Origin of the sequence: Caballeronia hypogeia (assembly GCF_001544875.2) — a bacterium.
Classification (GTDB): Bacteria; Pseudomonadota; Gammaproteobacteria; order Burkholderiales; family Burkholderiaceae; genus Caballeronia; species Caballeronia hypogeia.
The window spans coordinates 320,201-336,787 of the sequence record NZ_FCOA02000003.1 but is presented as its reverse complement, the minus strand read 5'-3'; the positions used below and the strand labels follow the sequence as shown (position 1 = coordinate 336,787).

Annotated in this window: 13 protein-coding genes; 5 read left to right on the top strand and 8 right to left on the bottom strand. The window is 63.8% G+C overall.

The window, feature by feature from the left end; all coding sequences use genetic code 11:
- The first annotated feature begins 97 nt into the window (after window positions 1-97).
- Window positions 98-2,287, top strand: coding sequence for a patatin-like phospholipase family protein (locus AWB79_RS07615; RefSeq protein ID WP_061166779.1), 2,190 nt, complete (start codon window positions 98-100; stop codon window positions 2,285-2,287).
- 96 nt (window positions 2,288-2,383) lie between these two features.
- On the opposite strand, the gene AWB79_RS07610 is transcribed toward AWB79_RS07615, so the two are convergent.
- From AWB79_RS07610 to AWB79_RS07590, 5 genes are all read right to left on the bottom strand, one after another.
- Window positions 2,384-3,541, bottom strand: coding sequence for a porin (locus tag AWB79_RS07610; protein ID WP_061167015.1), 1,158 nt, complete (start codon window positions 3,539-3,541; stop codon window positions 2,384-2,386).
- A 321-nt stretch (window positions 3,542-3,862) separates the two neighbouring features.
- The gene (locus AWB79_RS07605; protein WP_061167014.1) at window positions 3,863-5,011 is read right to left on the bottom strand and encodes a porin; all 1,149 of its coding nucleotides are present in this window, start codon (window positions 5,009-5,011) and stop codon (window positions 3,863-3,865) included.
- A 558-nt stretch (window positions 5,012-5,569) separates the two neighbouring features.
- Window positions 5,570-6,349: an ABC transporter ATP-binding protein gene (locus AWB79_RS07600; protein ID WP_061166778.1), complete on the bottom strand. Its 780-nt coding sequence runs from the start codon at window positions 6,347-6,349 to the stop codon at window positions 5,570-5,572.
- A 29-nt stretch (window positions 6,350-6,378) separates the two neighbouring features.
- On the bottom strand, window positions 6,379-7,092 hold the full coding sequence (locus AWB79_RS07595; RefSeq protein ID WP_061166777.1) for an ABC transporter permease: 714 nt from the start codon (window positions 7,090-7,092) through the stop codon (window positions 6,379-6,381).
- A 15-nt stretch (window positions 7,093-7,107) separates the two neighbouring features.
- On the bottom strand, window positions 7,108-7,794 hold the full coding sequence (locus AWB79_RS07590; RefSeq protein WP_061166776.1) for an ABC transporter permease: 687 nt from the start codon (window positions 7,792-7,794) through the stop codon (window positions 7,108-7,110).
- 525 nt (window positions 7,795-8,319) lie between these two features.
- On the opposite strand from AWB79_RS07590, the gene AWB79_RS07585 reads away from it, so the two are divergent.
- Window positions 8,320-9,018, top strand: coding sequence for a pirin family protein (locus AWB79_RS07585; RefSeq protein ID WP_061166775.1), 699 nt, complete (start codon window positions 8,320-8,322; stop codon window positions 9,016-9,018).
- A 68-nt stretch (window positions 9,019-9,086) separates the two neighbouring features.
- Here AWB79_RS07585 and AWB79_RS07580 read toward each other — a convergent pair whose 3' ends face one another.
- Complete coding sequence (locus tag AWB79_RS07580) at window positions 9,087-9,668, bottom strand: Spy/CpxP family protein refolding chaperone (RefSeq protein ID WP_061166774.1); 582 nt, start codon at window positions 9,666-9,668, stop codon at window positions 9,087-9,089.
- Between the two features lie 247 nt (window positions 9,669-9,915).
- On the opposite strand from AWB79_RS07580, the gene AWB79_RS07575 reads away from it, so the two are divergent.
- On the top strand, window positions 9,916-10,638 hold the full coding sequence (locus tag AWB79_RS07575; RefSeq protein WP_061166773.1) for a response regulator: 723 nt from the start codon (window positions 9,916-9,918) through the stop codon (window positions 10,636-10,638).
- Window positions 10,622-11,965, top strand: coding sequence for an ATP-binding protein (locus tag AWB79_RS07570; RefSeq protein WP_061166772.1), 1,344 nt, complete (start codon window positions 10,622-10,624; stop codon window positions 11,963-11,965). Before AWB79_RS07575 ends, AWB79_RS07570 begins: the two co-directional genes overlap by 17 nt.
- 30 nt (window positions 11,966-11,995) lie before the next feature.
- Here the strand turns inward: AWB79_RS07570 and AWB79_RS07565 are convergent, their stop codons facing one another.
- A complete protein-coding gene (locus AWB79_RS07565) occupies window positions 11,996-12,259 on the bottom strand; it encodes a hypothetical protein (RefSeq protein WP_061166771.1) in 264 nt (87 codons plus the stop codon).
- Window positions 12,260-12,384: 125 nt separating this feature from the next.
- A complete protein-coding gene (locus AWB79_RS07560) occupies window positions 12,385-14,070 on the bottom strand; it encodes a sensor domain-containing diguanylate cyclase (RefSeq protein WP_061166770.1) in 1,686 nt (561 codons plus the stop codon).
- 743 nt (window positions 14,071-14,813) lie between these two features.
- On the opposite strand from AWB79_RS07560, the gene AWB79_RS07555 reads away from it, so the two are divergent.
- Window positions 14,814-16,577 (top strand): ABC transporter permease, encoded by a 1,764-nt coding sequence (locus AWB79_RS07555; protein ID WP_061166769.1) that lies wholly within the window; start codon window positions 14,814-14,816, stop codon window positions 16,575-16,577.
- Window positions 16,578-16,587: the final 10 nt, after the last annotated feature.

Below are 16,587 nucleotides of genomic sequence, written 5' to 3'. Positions count from 1 at the left end.
CGTCGCGCGCTGCCGTCTGATGCGTTCGTTCGTCTCGTTGTTGCTGGCGGTTTGCCTGCAGATATCCTCCTTCTCTACATTTGCTCAAGAGACGCCCGTGCACGCGTCGGCCACGTCGCGTCCGAAGATCGCCCTCGTGCTGTCGGGCGGCGGCGCGCGCGGCTATTCGCATATTGGCGTGCTGAAGGTGCTGGAGCGGCTGCGCGTTCCGATCGACATGGTGGTCGGCACCAGCATGGGCGCCGTGATCGGCGGCTTGTATTCCACGGGTCTGTCGGCCGATGATCTGGATAGCAAAGTTTCATCAGTCAATCTCGGCGACGTGGCCTTCGACCGCGTATCGCGCACGCAATTGCCGCAGACACGCCGAGAGGATGAACTCGACTATCCGATCTCCGTGCCGTTCGGCTTCGACGATTCGGGCAAGGCAAAGCTGCCGCGCGGTTTCGTGCGCGCCAACAGCCTGCTCGCGCTGCTGCAGGAGTGGACTGCCTCGGTGCCCCCGAACCGCTCGTTCGATCAACTGCTGATTCCATTTCGCGCGGTCGCGACCGATCTCGAAGACGGCCAGCGCGTGGTGTTCGATCACGGCTCGCTGCCGATGGCCATTCGCGCGAGCATGGCGGCGCCGGGTCTGTTCTCTCCGGTCACGGTGAATGGGCGCCTGCTGATCGACGGCGGCATCGTCGACAATCTGCCGGTGGACGTCGCACGGGAGCTAGGCGCCGATATCGTGATCGCGGTACATATCGGCACGCCCTTGCGCACGCGCGCGGAGATCAGTTCCCCGGCCGACGTGGCGCAGCAGATGGTTGGCATTCTCATCGGGCAGAACGTGCGCGTGCAGAAGGAGTCGCTCACCGTGACGGATGTGCTCATCAGTCCGGATCTCACCGGTATCGGCTTCACCGATTTCACGCGCGCGCGCGAGGCGATCGCCTCCGGTGAGCGCGCCGCGGAGGCCCTGAGCGGCAAGCTCGCCGGGCTCTCGCTGTCGCCGGACGCTTATGCGGCTTATCAGGCCCAGCATCGCGCGGTGACCGGACACGTCGCGCCGCGCATCGACAAGATCGAAATCAAGAGCGCGGGCAAGATTCCACCGGATTTTATCCAGCGTTATCTGCCGTTCAACGAAGGCGATGCCTACGATCCGCACGCGGTCAACGAGAGTGTCGCGCGCCTGCAGGCGACGGGTTACTTCGAGAGCGTCTCCCATGATTTCTCGGATGACGATGGCGTCAATAGTCTGCGCGTAAAGGCGACCGAGAAGAGTTGGGGTCCGAACTTCCTGCTGTTCGGCGTCGGGTTGTCAACGGACTTTGACGGCGGTGGTGGGTTCGAAGTCAACATCGGGCATCGAAGACCGTGGATTACTTCGTCCGGTCTGGAGTGGCGCAATGATCTGACATTGGGCGACATGAAACAGCGGTTTCACACGGAGTTGCGCCAGCCTGTTCTGGGCGGCTTCGGGTACTACCTCGCACCCTATGCCGAGATTTCCCAGACACTGGTGAATGAGTACGTCGACCCCAAGGATTATCCGACGGTGACGGGCAAGACGCCGGCGCTGCGCACCTGGAATCAACAGGCGAAGGTCGGGCTGGATTTTGCTCTTCCCCTGTCGCATCTTGGCGAGATGCGACTCGGCGTGGGTATGTTCTATCAGCGGTCGAAGGCGAATCAGGACATAGTCCTGGCCGTGGACAACGACCTCATTCCGTATTCGTTGCCCGCGACGTCTGAAACGCAGTCGTTTGGCCGCGTGCAAGTTGTCATCGACCAACTCGATGACGCGCTGTTTCCGCGCTCCGGGTATCTGATTCGCGCAGAGGGCGGACTGTCCTTCGATGCGGGAGACAATGCATACCGGATGCTTCAAGCCAGCGCGACGGGCGCGGCAAGTGTGGGCCGGCATAGCGTCAACGCGACGATCGAGGCGGGCGCATCGCGTTATACCGGCACGCCGTTTACCCTCGGCGGGTTCCGGCAACTCGCGGCGTACGGCGTGAACCAGTTCTCCGGAAACTACCTGTTCTACAGTCAGTTGACGTACCAGTTTCAGGTCGCCTCGCCGAATGGACAGGTCGTGCGCGATTTGTACCTCGGCGTAACGGGTGAAACAGGCAACGCGACCGCCAATCGCGAAGCATTGCGCTTCGACAACCTGAAGAAGAGTTTGAGCGTGTTCGTCGGTGCGACGACGGCGCTCGGGCCGGTGTATCTCGGTTACGCGATGGCGCCGGGCGGCATTCAGAGCGTCTACTTCCAGTTCGGCGCGCGCTTCTGAACGAAGGCGGCGCGATCCAAAAAAAGCGATGCGCCTGTGAGCGCATCGCCCGCTCATGCAGCGGTGGTCAGCCGCGCGAATCAGGACTTCAGCGCATCAGAACGAGTGCTGGATGCCTGCGTACACGCCCGTCTGACTGTGACCGCGCAACGGGTTGTCCGTCGAAGCGGCCGTGCCGTAGTTATTGGCGTTCAGGCCATAGTTCGCACCCTTGCTGTTTTGCACGGTCGCGATCTGAAGGTCGAACAGCGTGCGCTTCGACACGTTGTACGATCCGCCGATGGAGTAGATGGTCGCGTTGCCCGCGCCGTTGTTGCCGTTCACGTGATAAACCGCGCCGATCAATGCGGCGGCCGGCGTTGCCTGCCACGTCACGCCGCCCCATTCGTGATCGAGCGTGGTCGGCTGGCCGGGCAACTGGAACGCCATGCCGGACGTGCGAATGGCCTGATAGCCGCCCTGAACCTTGAACTGGCCGAGGAACAGGTTGAACATCGCCGTGTATTCGCGCGAGTAGGCGTAGGCGCCGTTGCCGTTGGCCTGGTTCAGGCCGTTTGCGCCGTTCAGCGGGTTGTATGCGCCGCCGAGCGAGCCATTGTTCGGATTGCGAATTTCATCATAGAGGCCGCGAACCTGGAAGAGCGGGACGGTGTAGGTGATCTGGGCGCCTGCCTGACGGCCTTGAGCGGTCGTGCCGTTACCGTTCCAGCTCATCGCGTTGGAGAGCGAGTACTGACCGTAGAAGTCGAAGCCCGCGACCTTCGGCGACTGGTACGAAATGTTGTTGCTCGATTGCGGCCAGTTGCGGCCACGCACCAGCGATGCCGACGACCAGTTCGACTGGCCGAACGGATCGAAGTCCCACACGCCGTTCGAGATGAAGAGCATGCGACCCAGCAACAGCGTACCGAACTGGTCGTTCGCCATACCGACGGTTGCCCAGCGATTGAAGAGGTTGCCTTGCGCCGCGCCGTTCATCGCGTTGAAGCCGTTTTCCAACTTGAACACCGCGCGATTGCCTCCGCCCAGGTCTTCCGTGCCTTTGATGCCCCACAAACTCGTGCCCCAGTCGCCGCTTTCCGCGCGGAAGCGGCTCGAACTGCCGGTGGCGCCGTTCGGACCGACGCCGGTCGGCACACCGTTCATGTATTCGAGCCCCGCATCGATGCGGCCATACAGCGTCACGCTGCTCTGTGCCTGCGCAGCCGCGCTGAACGTCGGCAGCACCGCGGCTGCGAGCAAAAGCTTCTTCATCATCCCCTCTGAACCTCGTAAAAAATGGATCCTTGGCGTGTTGCCTCGTGTTTCGGTCGAGTGCTTCAGAGCGCGGATGGCGAACAGCCCATGTCTCCCATCGGCTCCGACCGATCTCGAATTCTGGAGGATAACTATCTTTTTACGAGTCTTTCGATTTGTAATTTTTATTCGCTATCTCGACAAATCCTTCCGGGGTGCGACGCGAACCGCGCGCCGAAATAAAAAACGGTGCGATACCCTTTCGGGCACCGCACCGATACGCGCCTCTCGCAGCAGCGTGAAAACTCTGTAAAGCTCTTTTCTGTGCAGCCTCGTCGCTTAGAACGAGTGCTGGATGCCTGCGTACACGCCCGTCTGGCTGTGGCCCGGGAACGGGTTGTCCGTCGAAGCAGCCGAGCCGTAGTTGTTGGCGTTCAGGCCGTAGTTCGCGGTCTTGCTGTTCTGCACGGTCGCGACCTGCAGGTCGAGCAGGGTGCGCTTGGACAGGTTGTACGAGCCGCCCACCGTGTAGATCGTGGCATTACCCGCGCCGTTGTTGCCGTTCACGTGATAGACCGCCGCGATCAGCGCTGCTGCCGGCGTTGCCTGCCACGTCACGCCGCCCCACTCGTGATCGAGCGTGGTCGGCTGGCCGGGCAACTGGCCCGTCATGCCAGCCGTGCGGATGGCCTGGTAGGCGCCCTGAATCTTGAACTGGCCGAGGAACACGTTGAACATCGCCGTGTACTCACGCGAATACGCGTACGCGCCGTTGCCGCCGGAGCCGCCGTCGATCGGGTTGTACACGCCGCCCAGCGTACCGTTCGCCGGGTTGCGGATTTCATCGTACATACCGCGGATCTGGAACAGCGGCGACGTGTAGGTGATGTACGCGCCAGCTTCGCGGCCTTGCGGCGTCGTGCCGTTACCGTTCCAGTTCGTCGCGTTGGAGAGCGAGTACTGACCGTAGAAGTCGAAGCCCGCGACTTTCGGCGACTGGTACGAAATGTTGTTGCTCGATTGCGGCCAGTTGCGGCCACGCACCAGCGATGCCGACGACCAGTTCGACTGACCGAACGGATCGAAGTCCCACACGCCGTTGGAGATGAAGAGCTCACGACCCAGCAACAGGGTACCGAACTGGTTGTTCGCCATACCGACCGTCGCCCAGCGATTGAAGAGGCCGCCGCCGCCCGGGCCTTGACCCGTCATCGTGTTGAAGCTGCCTTCCAACTGGAACACGGCGCGATAACCGCCGCCCAGATCTTCAGCGCCCTTCAAACCCCACAAGCTCGTGCCCCAGTCACCGCTCTCCGCCTTGAAGCGGTGCGAAGAGCCAGTGGCGGGCGCGCCGGCAGGACCGGTCGGCACACCGTTCATGTATTCAAGTCCGGCGTCCAGGCGGCCGTACAGCGTGACGCTGCTCTGTGCGTACGCTCCCGCGCTGAACGCCAGCAGTGCTGCCGACGCGAGCAAAGCTTTCTTCATCATCTCCTCCAACCCTGTCAAGAAATAGAACCCAAGTGCTGCTGTGTGGTCCGATGCGAGCGCACCCAACCGAAAATTGTTTTTCAGAGGAAGGACACGCGCGGGCTGTGGTGCTAGTGACGATTCACGCGTTCGTGGGCGCGAACCAGACGCCGATCCGTCGATCGGTGTCGTTCCTCAGTTTCTTTTGGACTTTTGAAGTAAAACTACTTTTTGCGTACTTCGTTTTGGTACTTTCGTTACCAATTTAACAAATTACGTTATGGTCGCCAAAGAAAAATGACAGATGACGGTGGTTTGTGTCAAAAATGCAATGCCCATGTGGTAGGAACGCGACCCATAGCATGGGAAACACCTCGCAAAGCCTTATGGAATCAGGGCTTCAGCGCAATGTAAGTTTCGGGGTCGGGTTGATCGCCTATTGACGCGGCAGCGTGGCAGCGCTAAGCCATGGCGGCTCGGGGATAACGTGCATCGTGCAGGTCGGGGACGCAAAAAAAGCGCCTCGCGGGCGCCTTTTCTGGAGTGGAAGCGTGTTCCGGGCCGATTCGATGCGGGTTACTTCAGACTCCCCGACAAGAACTGCTTCAGCCGATCACTCTTCGTATTGCCGAACACTGCATCCGGATGACCTTCTTCCTCGATGCGCCCCTGATGCAGAAACACGACATGGTTCGAAACATTGCGCGCGAACGCCATCTCGTGCGTGACGACGATCATCGTGCGGCCTTCCTCGGCAAGCGTCTGCATGACCTTCAACACTTCGCCGACGAGTTCCGGATCGAGCGCGGAAGTCGGTTCGTCGAAGAGCATGACGTCGGGATGCATCGCCAGCGCCCGCGCGATCGCCACCCGCTGCTGCTGTCCGCCCGACAGATGCGACGGATACTGTTTTTCCACGCGCGGCGCGAGCCCGACCTTTTCCAGATACGTGCGCGCGCGGTCCTCGGCTTCCTTCTTCGAGAGCCCGAGCACGTTCACGGGCGCCTCGGTCACGTTCTCCAGCACGTTCATGTGCGACCACAGGTTGAAGTGCTGGAACACCATCGAGAGCTTCGAGCGCACCTGGCGCAGCTGCTTCGGGTCCGCGGCCTTGAGCGCGCCGGTCTTGTCCTTCATCGTGCGGACTTCTTCGCCATCGACGACGATGCGCCCCTGGTTCGGCTGCTCGAGGAAGTTGATACAGCGCAGCATCGTGCTCTTGCCCGAGCCCGACGAGCCGATGATGCTGATGACATCGCCCGCGTTCGCCTTGAGCGACACGCCCTTGAGAACTTCGTTGCTGCCGTACTGCTTGTGAATGTCGTCGACGAAAAGCTTGTGCTGCTGGGAATTCATGAACGGTGGTCCTTCCGGCTATCGATGGCTTACTTGCCTTGCGGCCGCAAATACGCGAGCCAGCGATGCTCCGCGCGGCGGAACAGCCACACGAGCGCGAACGAAATGCAGAGATAGAGCAGGGCGGCGATGCCGAACGCCTCGAACGACTGATAGGTCGCCGAGTTGACGTCGCGCGCGATCTTGAGGATGTCCGGCACGGTCGCGGTGAAGGCGACGGTCGTGGCGTGCAGCATCAGGATGACTTCGTTGCTGTAATACGGCAGCGCGCGGCGCAGCGCCGAAGGCAGGATCACCCGCCGATACAGCGTGAATCCCGACATGCCGTAGGCGCGCGCCGCTTCGATCTCACCGTAGGGCGTCGCCTTGATCGCGCCGGCGAAGATTTCCGTCGTGTAGGCGCAGGTGTTGAGCGTGAACGCGAGCAGCGTGCAGTTCATGCCGCTGCGGAAGAATTCCGCCAGCGGCAGGGAATCGCGCACGACCTGCAGGCTGTACAGCCCGGTGTAGCAGAGCAGCAGCTGCACGTACAGCGGCGTGCCGCGAAACACATACGTATAGAGCCACACGGCGCGCGAAAGGAGCTTGTTCTTCGAGACGCGCGCGACCGCGAGCGGCACCGAAAGACAGAAGCCCAGGCCAATGGAAATGACCAGCAGCCACATCGTGATCGCGAGACCGGTGATGCGGTAGCCGTCGGTGAAGAGGTAGTTCTTCCAGTATTCCTGGATGATTTCGATCATGATCCTGTGCCGCTCTTAAAGGTCCGCCCGGCGCACGCCGATGGAATAGCGCCGTTCCAGCCAGATCAGCACGAGATTCGAGACCGTGGTGATCGCGAGATACACCGCGCCCGCGAGCAGCGTGAAGAAGAAGAAACGCAGCGTGCCCTTGCCGGCGTCCTGCGAGGCCTTGACGACATCCGCGAGACCGATGATCGACACCAGCGCGGTCGCCTTGACCATCACCTGCCAGTTGTTGCCGATGCCCGGCAGCGCAAAACGCATCATCTGCGGAAACATGATGCGCGAGAAGGTCTGCCACGGCGTCATGCCGTAGGCCGCGCCCGCTTCGAGCTGGCCGCGCGGCACGGAAAGGAACGCGCCGCGGAAGGTTTCGGTGAAATACGCGCCGTAGATGAAGCCGAGCACGAGAATGCCGGCGAGGAACGGGTCGATGTCGATCTGATCCCAGTTGAACAGGTCGGTCAGCTGGTTGAGCCAGATTTGTATGCTGTAGAAGAGCAGCAGCATCAGCACGAGATCGGGCACGCCGCGAATGAGCGTCGTATAGACGGTGCCGACGCCCGACGCCAGGCGGTTTTTCGACAGCTTCGCCGCCGCGCCGATGAGGCCGATCACGAAGGCGAACGCGAGCGACAGCACCGCCAGCTTGACGGTCTGCCAGGTGCCCGCGAGGATCAGCGGACCGTAGCCTTGCAACATGGTGATTCCTTGGTAAGGTGCCTAACGTGCATGGAGTGCGACGAACGCGGCACGCGGCGGTCGTTCGCTCGCTGCGTCCGGACGGTCGCGTCCGTGGATGGCGGTGCGACGCGCGATGCGTATGGTTTCATCTCTCTCCTCAGCCAATGGCGCAACCCCGCGCGTTTCGGCTGTCCTTCAGCGGCCCGCTTCTGCTTTTCGGCCAGCGGTCGGTATTCTAGATGGTCAAAATTGCGTGCTGCCGTTGCTGCTTACCCTGCTGGCGCGTCATCGCCGGGCCGCCGGGCGCGTTTTTGCCTGCGACTGGCTCATGCTGCATGCCTCGGCGCGCGAGGCCGCGGCGCGGCGACCCCGAAAAGCGCGGTATTTTACCCGAACCGGGACGGCGCGCGGGCGCGAAGCCGGAAGCTTCCGATTACACACATGGGCAGAACAATGTAGTGCCATTGCGCGCGTTGTTCCGAAGGGGCGTCGCCCTTACATTCTCTCCATCGCAAATCAACGCCCAAGGCGGGAGAAAACATCATGCTCGAGATTCGCCGCAGCAATGAACGGGGTCACGCCAACCACGGCTGGCTCGATTCGTATCACACCTTTTCCTTCGCCGATTACTACGATCCGCAGAACATGCACTTCGGCGCGCTGCGCGTGATCAACGAAGACCGCGTGGCGGGCGGGCAGGGTTTCGGCGCGCACGGCCATCGCGACATGGAAATCGTCAGCTATGTGCTCGACGGCGCGCTGGCGCACAAGGACAGTATGGGCAACGGCTCGACCATCCGTCCCGGCGACGTGCAGCGCATGAGCGCCGGCACCGGCGTGCGCCACAGCGAGTTCAACGGCTCGCCGACGGAAACTGCGCACTTCCTGCAGATCTGGATCATTCCGGATGCGCCGGGCGGTGCGCCGGGCTACGAAGAAAAGCGCTTCGCGGATGACGAAAAGCGCGGCCGTCTGCGCGTGATCGCGTCCCCCGCCGGCGACGAAGGTTCGGTGAAGATCGGAGCGGATACGCGCATCTACGCGGGTCTTTTCAACGGCGACGAGCGCGCGGAGTTCGACGTGCCGGCCGGCCGCCGCGTCTATGTGCACGTGGCGCGCGGCGCGGTGTCGGTCAACGGCGAGCCGCTCGGCGCGGGCGATGCCGCGAAGATCGAGGATCTGTCGAAGGTCACGCTCGAGCGCGGCGACAACGCGGAAGTGCTGCTGTTCGATCTCGCGTAAGCGTTGTCTGATGTGACGAAGGCCGCGGAGCTTCACGCTCCGCGGCCTTTTTCATGCGCCAAGACCGCTTACGGCTTCGCGGTCGCCGACGCCCCCGCCGCGCCGTCCGCACCGCCGCGCTTGCCCCAGCGCTCGTGCATCTTGTGCTCGTGCTCGCGCATCTTCGCGAAGTGCTTCTTGAGCGCCGTGCTGACGGTGGTCTTCTGCTGATCGTTCAGACCGTTGTAGAAGTTCAGCCACGCGGTCGCGGTCTGCTCGCGCAGTTGCGCGCTCTGCTCCTCCAGCTTCTGATGCGCGGCGTGCATCGCGTTCAGATCGAGGATCGGCTGGTTCTCCATCGACTTGAACTGGTCGTGCATCTGCTTGTGCGCCTCGCGCATCTGCTGATGGTTCTGCTTCATCGTGGTGAGCGCGGTCTGCCAGAGTTTTTCCTGGTCCGCGTTCAGCTTCAACTGGGCGTGCAGTTCGTCCAGTTGCTTCTGCATGCGCATTTCCATGCGATGCCCGCCCGGGCCGCCGGGACCGCCCATCATCGCGTGGCCGCCGGGGGGCGGCGGGGGCGGCGCGTCGGTCGTGGCGGCGTGGGCCGCGCCGAACGTCAGCGCGATTGCAGCGGCGGCGGCGGTGAGAATGCGGTATTGCTTGGCCATCTTGGTACTCCCTGGATTGTTGTGTCGATGCCGAAGCCGCAAAGACTGTTCGACGGGATCCGAAAGTTCGTCGAGGCCTTGCGCTTGTCGGTGAGACACAGCGTAGGGGTTCGCGCCGGACCGCGTGTTACGGCATGCTTGACGCTTGTTACGCCGGTTTACGCCCCGCTTTCGTCGTAACACCCGGTAACCCTTATGGCACGGCTGTCATCAATCGAGGCCGGACTCACGCGCTAAACTCCCTCCCATGACTACGCAAATCCTTGTCGTCGACGACGACGCCGAACTGCGCGACCTTCTGCGCGACTATCTGGTCCGGCAGGGCATCGAGGTATCGGTGCTGCATGACGCCGGTGGACTCGAACGCCGCATCGAACGCGAGCGCCCCGACCTGATCGTGCTCGATCTGATGATGCCGGGCGTCGACGGCCTGACCGCGCTCAAGCACCTGCGCGCATCCGGCGACGACATCCCCGTCATCATGCTGACCGCGCGCGCGGACGACGTGGACCGCATCGTCGGTCTCGAACTGGGCGCGGACGATTACCTCGGCAAGCCGTTCAATCCGCGCGAGCTGCTGGCGCGCGTGCAGGCCGTGCTGCGCCGCCGCCGCACGATTCCGTCCGCGGCGCCCGAGCAGCGCGAGCCGTTTTCGTTCGGCCGCTTCCGCCTGGATTTCCAGTCGCGCACGCTGCAACAGGACGACCGTCCGCTCACGCTCTCCGGCAGCGAATTCGCGCTGCTCAAGATCTTCGTGAACAATCCGATGCGAACGCTCACCCGCGAGCGCCTGCTCGAACTGCTGCACGGCCCGGAATACGACGGCACCGACCGCGGCATCGACGTGCAGGTGTGGCGCCTGCGCCGCATCCTGGAGACGGACCCGTCCGCGCCGCGCTTCATTCAGACGGTGCGGGGGCGCGGCTACGTTTTCGTGCCGGACGGCGAGCAAAATGCGCCGGGCAATTGACACGCTGTTCGGGCGGCTGGTCGTCATCGTCATCGGCATGCTGGTGTTGTCGCATGTCGCGTGGTTCGCGATCATCCGCTTCGAGCGCGACAACGTGCAGACGCGCTTTGCCGTCGAGGAAGCCGTGTTTCTGGTCGAGGCGGTGCGTCAGCACATCGCGAATACGCCGGATCAGCCCTTGCCGCCGCGCGTGCATACGGTCGCGCTCGAAAGCCCCGACGTGCCGAAGCAGCCGGCCGGGGACATTCCGCCGCCGCCGCTGCAGCGCTTTATCGAAGACCTGAAAGACCGTCTGCCCGACGGCACCGATGTCCGTCTGAGCGAACCCGGCGGGCCGCCGAGCGTGTGGGTGCATGGCGCGAAGGACGCGGGCTGGATCGTGGTGCCGGTGCAGCCGCTGCGCCCGCCGCGCTCACGCGACCGCATGGTCGTATGGCTTGTGGTGATCTTCTCGGCGGCCGTTTTCGCCGCGCTGGTCGGCGCGTGGCAGCTTCAGTATCCGTTACGCGCGCTGGCGCAGGCGGTGCAGCGCTTCGGGCGCGGCCAGCCGACGCCGCCCGTGCCCGAGCGCGGCCCGCGCGAACTGCGTCAGCTCACGCACGGCTTCAACCAGATGGTCCGCGAAGTCTCGCAGACGGAGAACGACCGCGCCGTGATGCTCGCGGGCGTGGCGCACGACCTGAAGACGCCGCTCGCGCGCCTGCGCCTGCGCGCCGAGATGATGGACAACGAGAAAATGCGCGACGGCGTCGTGCGCGACGTCAACTCGATGGCGCATATCGTCGATCAATTCCTCGTGTTCGCGCACGACCGCCCGGACGGCAGCGAGCCGGTTCCGGTCGACGAGCAATGCGAGCGCATCGCGCGGGCCTATCGCGCGGTGTCGCCGGGGGCGCAGACCGTGCGTCTGAAGCTCGAGGCCGGCCCGGCTTTCGTGCTGCCCGCGGCCACGCTGGACCGGCTGCTGTCGAATTTGCTGGACAACGCGCATGCATACGGCGCGCCGCCGGTCGTCATCGAGACGCGGCGCGACGCGAAGGGCTGGGTATTGTCGGTGTCCGACCACGGCAAGGGCATCGCGCCGGACGATCTGATCAAGGCGAGCCGTCCGTTCGTCCGGCTCGACCCGGCGCGCGGCGGAAGCGGTCACAGCGGGCTGGGGCTCGCCATCGTGGAGCGGCTCGCGCGGCGCGCGGGCGGCGAGTGCGAAATCGGCAATCGTCCGGAAGGCGGGTTGCAGGTCACGATGACCTTTCCCGTCGAGCTCGCTTCGCGGCCGCTCGCCGAACGGCGCGCCGGCCCGCAGCAGGAAGAGCGCGCGCTGTGACGGCGCGCTCGTAGCGAAGCCGGGTAGTTTTCAGTCGAAGAGCGTTTCGAGCGCCGAGGCCGCCTCGCTGTCCACCGTGTTGTACGTCACCGTCGACGCCTCGAAGATGTAGTGCGTCGTGTATTTCCCAAGCCGCGAGAGGATTTCGTCCTGGATCGCCTCCGGCGCGAGGTCGATCTTCAGGAACCATGTCGTCGACGAGAGCCGCACCTGAAACGAGCCGTACTCGGCGAGCAGTTGGTCGAACGTTTCAGCGTCCTGATCGCGGCACACGATGACCAGATTTCCCTTCATGCAATCCTCCCCGGTGGAACCGGCAGCTTTCGATATCGAACATCGATGATACCTGCGGGATGCGCATGCGTCGCGACATACGCATGACCGTGCGATGACGCGGCGTTACAGGAAACAGCAGCGCGTCATTTGCCCGCGAGCGTGTTCTCGGGATGACGCGTGGGCGGCGCGGGATCGGCGGGGCGCGCCTCGCTGCGGTCGCGCCCGCGCGATTTGGCCTCGTAGAGCGCAAGATCGGCCCGCGACAGGATCCATTCGAGGGCGTCCTCGGGCGCGAGCTCCGTGATGCCGATCGACACCGACAGCACCGCGTCGTCCGGCAAATGCGCGCAATGCTCGTGATGGAAGCGCTTGCGCAGCCGTTCGAGCACCGCTTGCGCATCGGCGAGCGAGGTTTGCGGCAGCAGGATGCCGAACTCCTCTCCGCCCAGCCGTCCGATCGCATCGCTCGCACGCAACTGCGCACGGCACACCTCGACGAAGTGCTCGAGCGCGCGGTCTCCCGACGCATGGCCGAAGCGGTCGTTGATCTGCTTGAAATGGTCGAGATCGGCGATCGCCACCGAAAGCGGCGTGCCGACCGAGCGCGCGAGTTCGACTTCATGGCGCAGCGTGTCGAGGAAGTAGCGCCGCGACAGCGCGCCGGTGAGCGCGTCATGGCGCGCCTCGGCCGACAGCAGCGTGTTGGCCGATTGCAACTGCTCGGCCAGATCGCGCGTGGCGCGGTGCAGGCGTCGCTCGCGCGAATACGAGATCGCGATGACGATGGCGAGGGTGACGACGCCCGCCATCGTGAGAAACACGAGCAGGCGGTCGCGGCTGTGATTGCGGCTGATTTCCGGCCAGCTCGTGAGCGGATGCACGATATGCGCCGACAGCCCGGAGTTGAGACCGGTGCGCTCGTCGTACAGCGACGGCACGTTGCTGCCGTTGGCGGCGTAGAAGGTCTGCGCTAGCGCCGGCCCGAGCCAGTGCTCGGAGGCGCGCATCTGCTCGCCGATGTGCGACACGCGCAACTCCGGAAACGACTCGCGCCGGTAATGTTCGAGGCGCTCGCGTTCGGTCATGCGCGCGACCGGCGCGTTGGGCATCGCCTCGTACTCGAGCCGGCCGTCGTGCGCCATCACCACGACGCCGTTCTCGTCGGTCACGAATGTCCCCGCGCGCGATACCCAGTGGCGCAGCCGGTCGATGCTCACCTTGGCGATCACCGCTCCCACGAGAATGCCGTCTTCGTACGCTGGCGCCGCGATGAAGATGCCCGGCTCGCCAGACAGGCGCCCGACGCCGTACATCTCGACGAAACCGCCGAGCAATGCGCGCACCACGTACCCGCGCCCGCTCATGTCGTAGCCGATGAAGCTGTCGTCCTCTCCCGCGTTGCTCGACGCAATGCAGAACCCGTGGTCGTTCACCAGCCAGATCGAATCGAGGCCGGAGAAGCCCTGTGCGTCGTGCAGGAAGTTGTTCACTTTTTCGAGCGCGGGACGCGCGCTCCAGTCGGCGCGTCTTTCGATTTCCGTCGCGGCCGGGTTCGAGGCATAATTCCGCGACTCCGCGAGCGCCCGCTGGGTGAGGTCCATCTGCGCGAGCGTCGCGGGAATGGCGCGCGACATCGCCAGGTCGCTCGCGATGATCTGAGCCATGTTATCGACGATGGACGCCGCCATCTGCCGCTCGGTGCGCACCGTCGAGGTCATCTCCTGTTGTACCATTCGGTCCGACAGCAAGCCGGCGGCTATCCAGCACGCGAACGTCAGCATCGCAAGGCCGAGCGTCGCGATCAGACGGTGCAGGATGGGCTTGTTCATCGGTCTCGGACAGGATCGAAGGTCACGCCGCGCCTGCACGGCGGGGGCCGCGCGAGACGAGCGGCGCCACCGGTTGCCCGGAGCGTGAGATGCTGGCGCGGCGATTGCAGCGCGTCATGTCCGCATCCGCACGGCTCGGGCGCCCTGAAGGGCGGCGCGCTTCGTGCAGGCGGTCTTCCGGCTCGTTTCTGGCGTCTCGCATCGCTTCGGCGCTCAATTTATTGTTCGTGATAAGCCAAGATTGGACGATGTTTTTTGCCGCCTATCAAGCGCCTTGTGACGGCCGGCGACGTGCGCCCAACACAAGGCGCGCCCGCCACGCCGATGCGCCGCTAGACTCGCCGCCCGGGTCCGGCATCAAGCCGCCGGACTGAAAGGAAGCGTAAGCAAGCCGGCGCGGGGCACGAGCAGTACGCACAGCCCCTTCATTTTGCCTTTGCCGTGCCGAAGAGCAACAGAAACATCGCACAAATGGCGTGCCGCGACGTATGAAGGTTGTGCCTGTCACAGCGGTTGGTGTAGTGTCGCCCGGTTCAGCAGGAGCAACTTCCCGACGCGGCGGCAGCCTGGCGCCGTTTGACGCCCGAGCATGACGTCCTGTCGTCTTTTTGGCGGCCGCGTGCGTTGAGCACGGGGTCGTCCCGGGCCAAGGCCGCTTGCCCGCCGGACGGAGCTTTCGCCGTCACTAGCACCAATCCGCGTTCGCCGCGGTCGAAATTCAGCCTCACGGGGGAGGGCCTCTCATGGAATTTGGTTTCAATCTGAATCGCACGGCGAACGCGTCGGCCTGGCGGCTCCTGCCGAACCGCTGGGACTTTGTCGCGTTCCCGATGATCATCTGCATGATCGCGCTCGCCGCCGTCGGGTTCCATGAGACTCTAGCGCCGATCTCCACGCTGCAAACCCAGGCGATTTCGCTCGATCCCGCCAATCTCCCCGAATACGCGCTGCGCACGACCTTGCGCATGCTGCTGGCGATGGTCGCATCGCTCGTCTTTACACTGATCTATGGCACGCTCGCCGCCAAGAGTCGGCGTGCCTCGCTCGTGCTCGTGCCGATTCTCGACATCCTCCAGTCGGTGCCGGTGCTCGGGTACATCTCGTTTACGGTCACGTTCTTTCTCGCGCTGTTCCCGGGGCGCGTGATCGGCGCCGAATGCGCGGCGATCTTCGCGATCTTCACGAGCCAGGCGTGGAACATGACCTTCAGCTTCTACCAGTCGCTGCGCACGGTGCCGCGCGATCTGGACGAAGTTTCGCGCGGCTTTCACCTCACCAACTGGCAGCGCTTCTGGAAGCTCGAAGTGCCGTTCTCGATGCCGGGCCTCATCTGGAACATGATGATGTCGATGTCGGGCGGATGGTTCTTCGTCGTCGCCTCCGAAGCGATCACGGTGGGGAATCGCACGATCGTGCTGCCGGGCGTCGGGGCGTATCTGGCTACGGCCATCGGCGAGCGCAACCTCGGCGCGATCGGCTGGGTGATCCTGGCGATGATCGTTGTCATCCTCGCTTATGACCAGCTGATGTTCCGTCCGCTGGTCGCATGGGCCGACAAGTTCCGCATGGAGTTCACGAGTTCGGGCAACGCGCCGGAATCGTGGCTGCTCGACCTGATCCGCCGCACGCGCCTGATTCACCGCCTGCTCGTGCCGGCCGGCTGGATTCTCGCGAAGGCCGCGCGCGTGCCGATCAAACTGCCGTCGCTGCAGGGCGCGTTCGAGAACGTCGGGCTGCCGCTGCGCGCGAAAGTGCCGTCGACGCGCGTCGGCGACATCGCCTGGGGCACTGCCTTGTTGCTGATCACGGTGTTCGTCGTGTGGAAGGTCGTGTCGTTCGTGTCGACCGGCGTGACCTGGGGCGAGGTCGGGCACGTGTTCCTGATGGGCTTCATCACGCTCTTGCGCGTGATCGTGCTGATCGCGATCGCGTCGGTCATCTGGGTGCCCGTCGGCGTGCTGATCGGGCTGCGGCCCGCGCTCGCGGAGAAGATCCAGCCGCTCGCGCAGTTCCTCGCCGCGTTCCCGGCGAATCTGCTGTTTCCGGTGTTCGTCGTGGTGATCGTGCGCTGGAACCTGAACCCCGACATCTGGCTGTCGCCGCTCATCGTGCTCGGCACGCAGTGGTATATCCTCTTCAACGTGATTGCCGGCGCGTCTTCATATCCGAACGATTATCGCGAGGCCGCGACCAACTTCCAGATTCGCGGCTGGCAGTGGTGGAAGAAGTGCATGCTGCCCGGCATCTTTCCTTACTACATCACCGGTGCGATCACCGCTTCGGGCGGCGCGTGGAACGCGAGCATCGTCGCGGAGGCGGTGTCGTGGGGCAAAACCGAAGTCGTCGCGCATGGTCTCGGCGCCTATATCGCCCAGACGACCGCCACGGGCGACTACCCGAAAATCATTCTCGGCATTGCCGTGATGTCGCTGTTCGTCACGCTGTTCAACCGACTGTTGTGGCGCCCGCTATACGCCTATGCCGAAGCAAGGCTCCGGCTGGATTGAGGACGAGTTC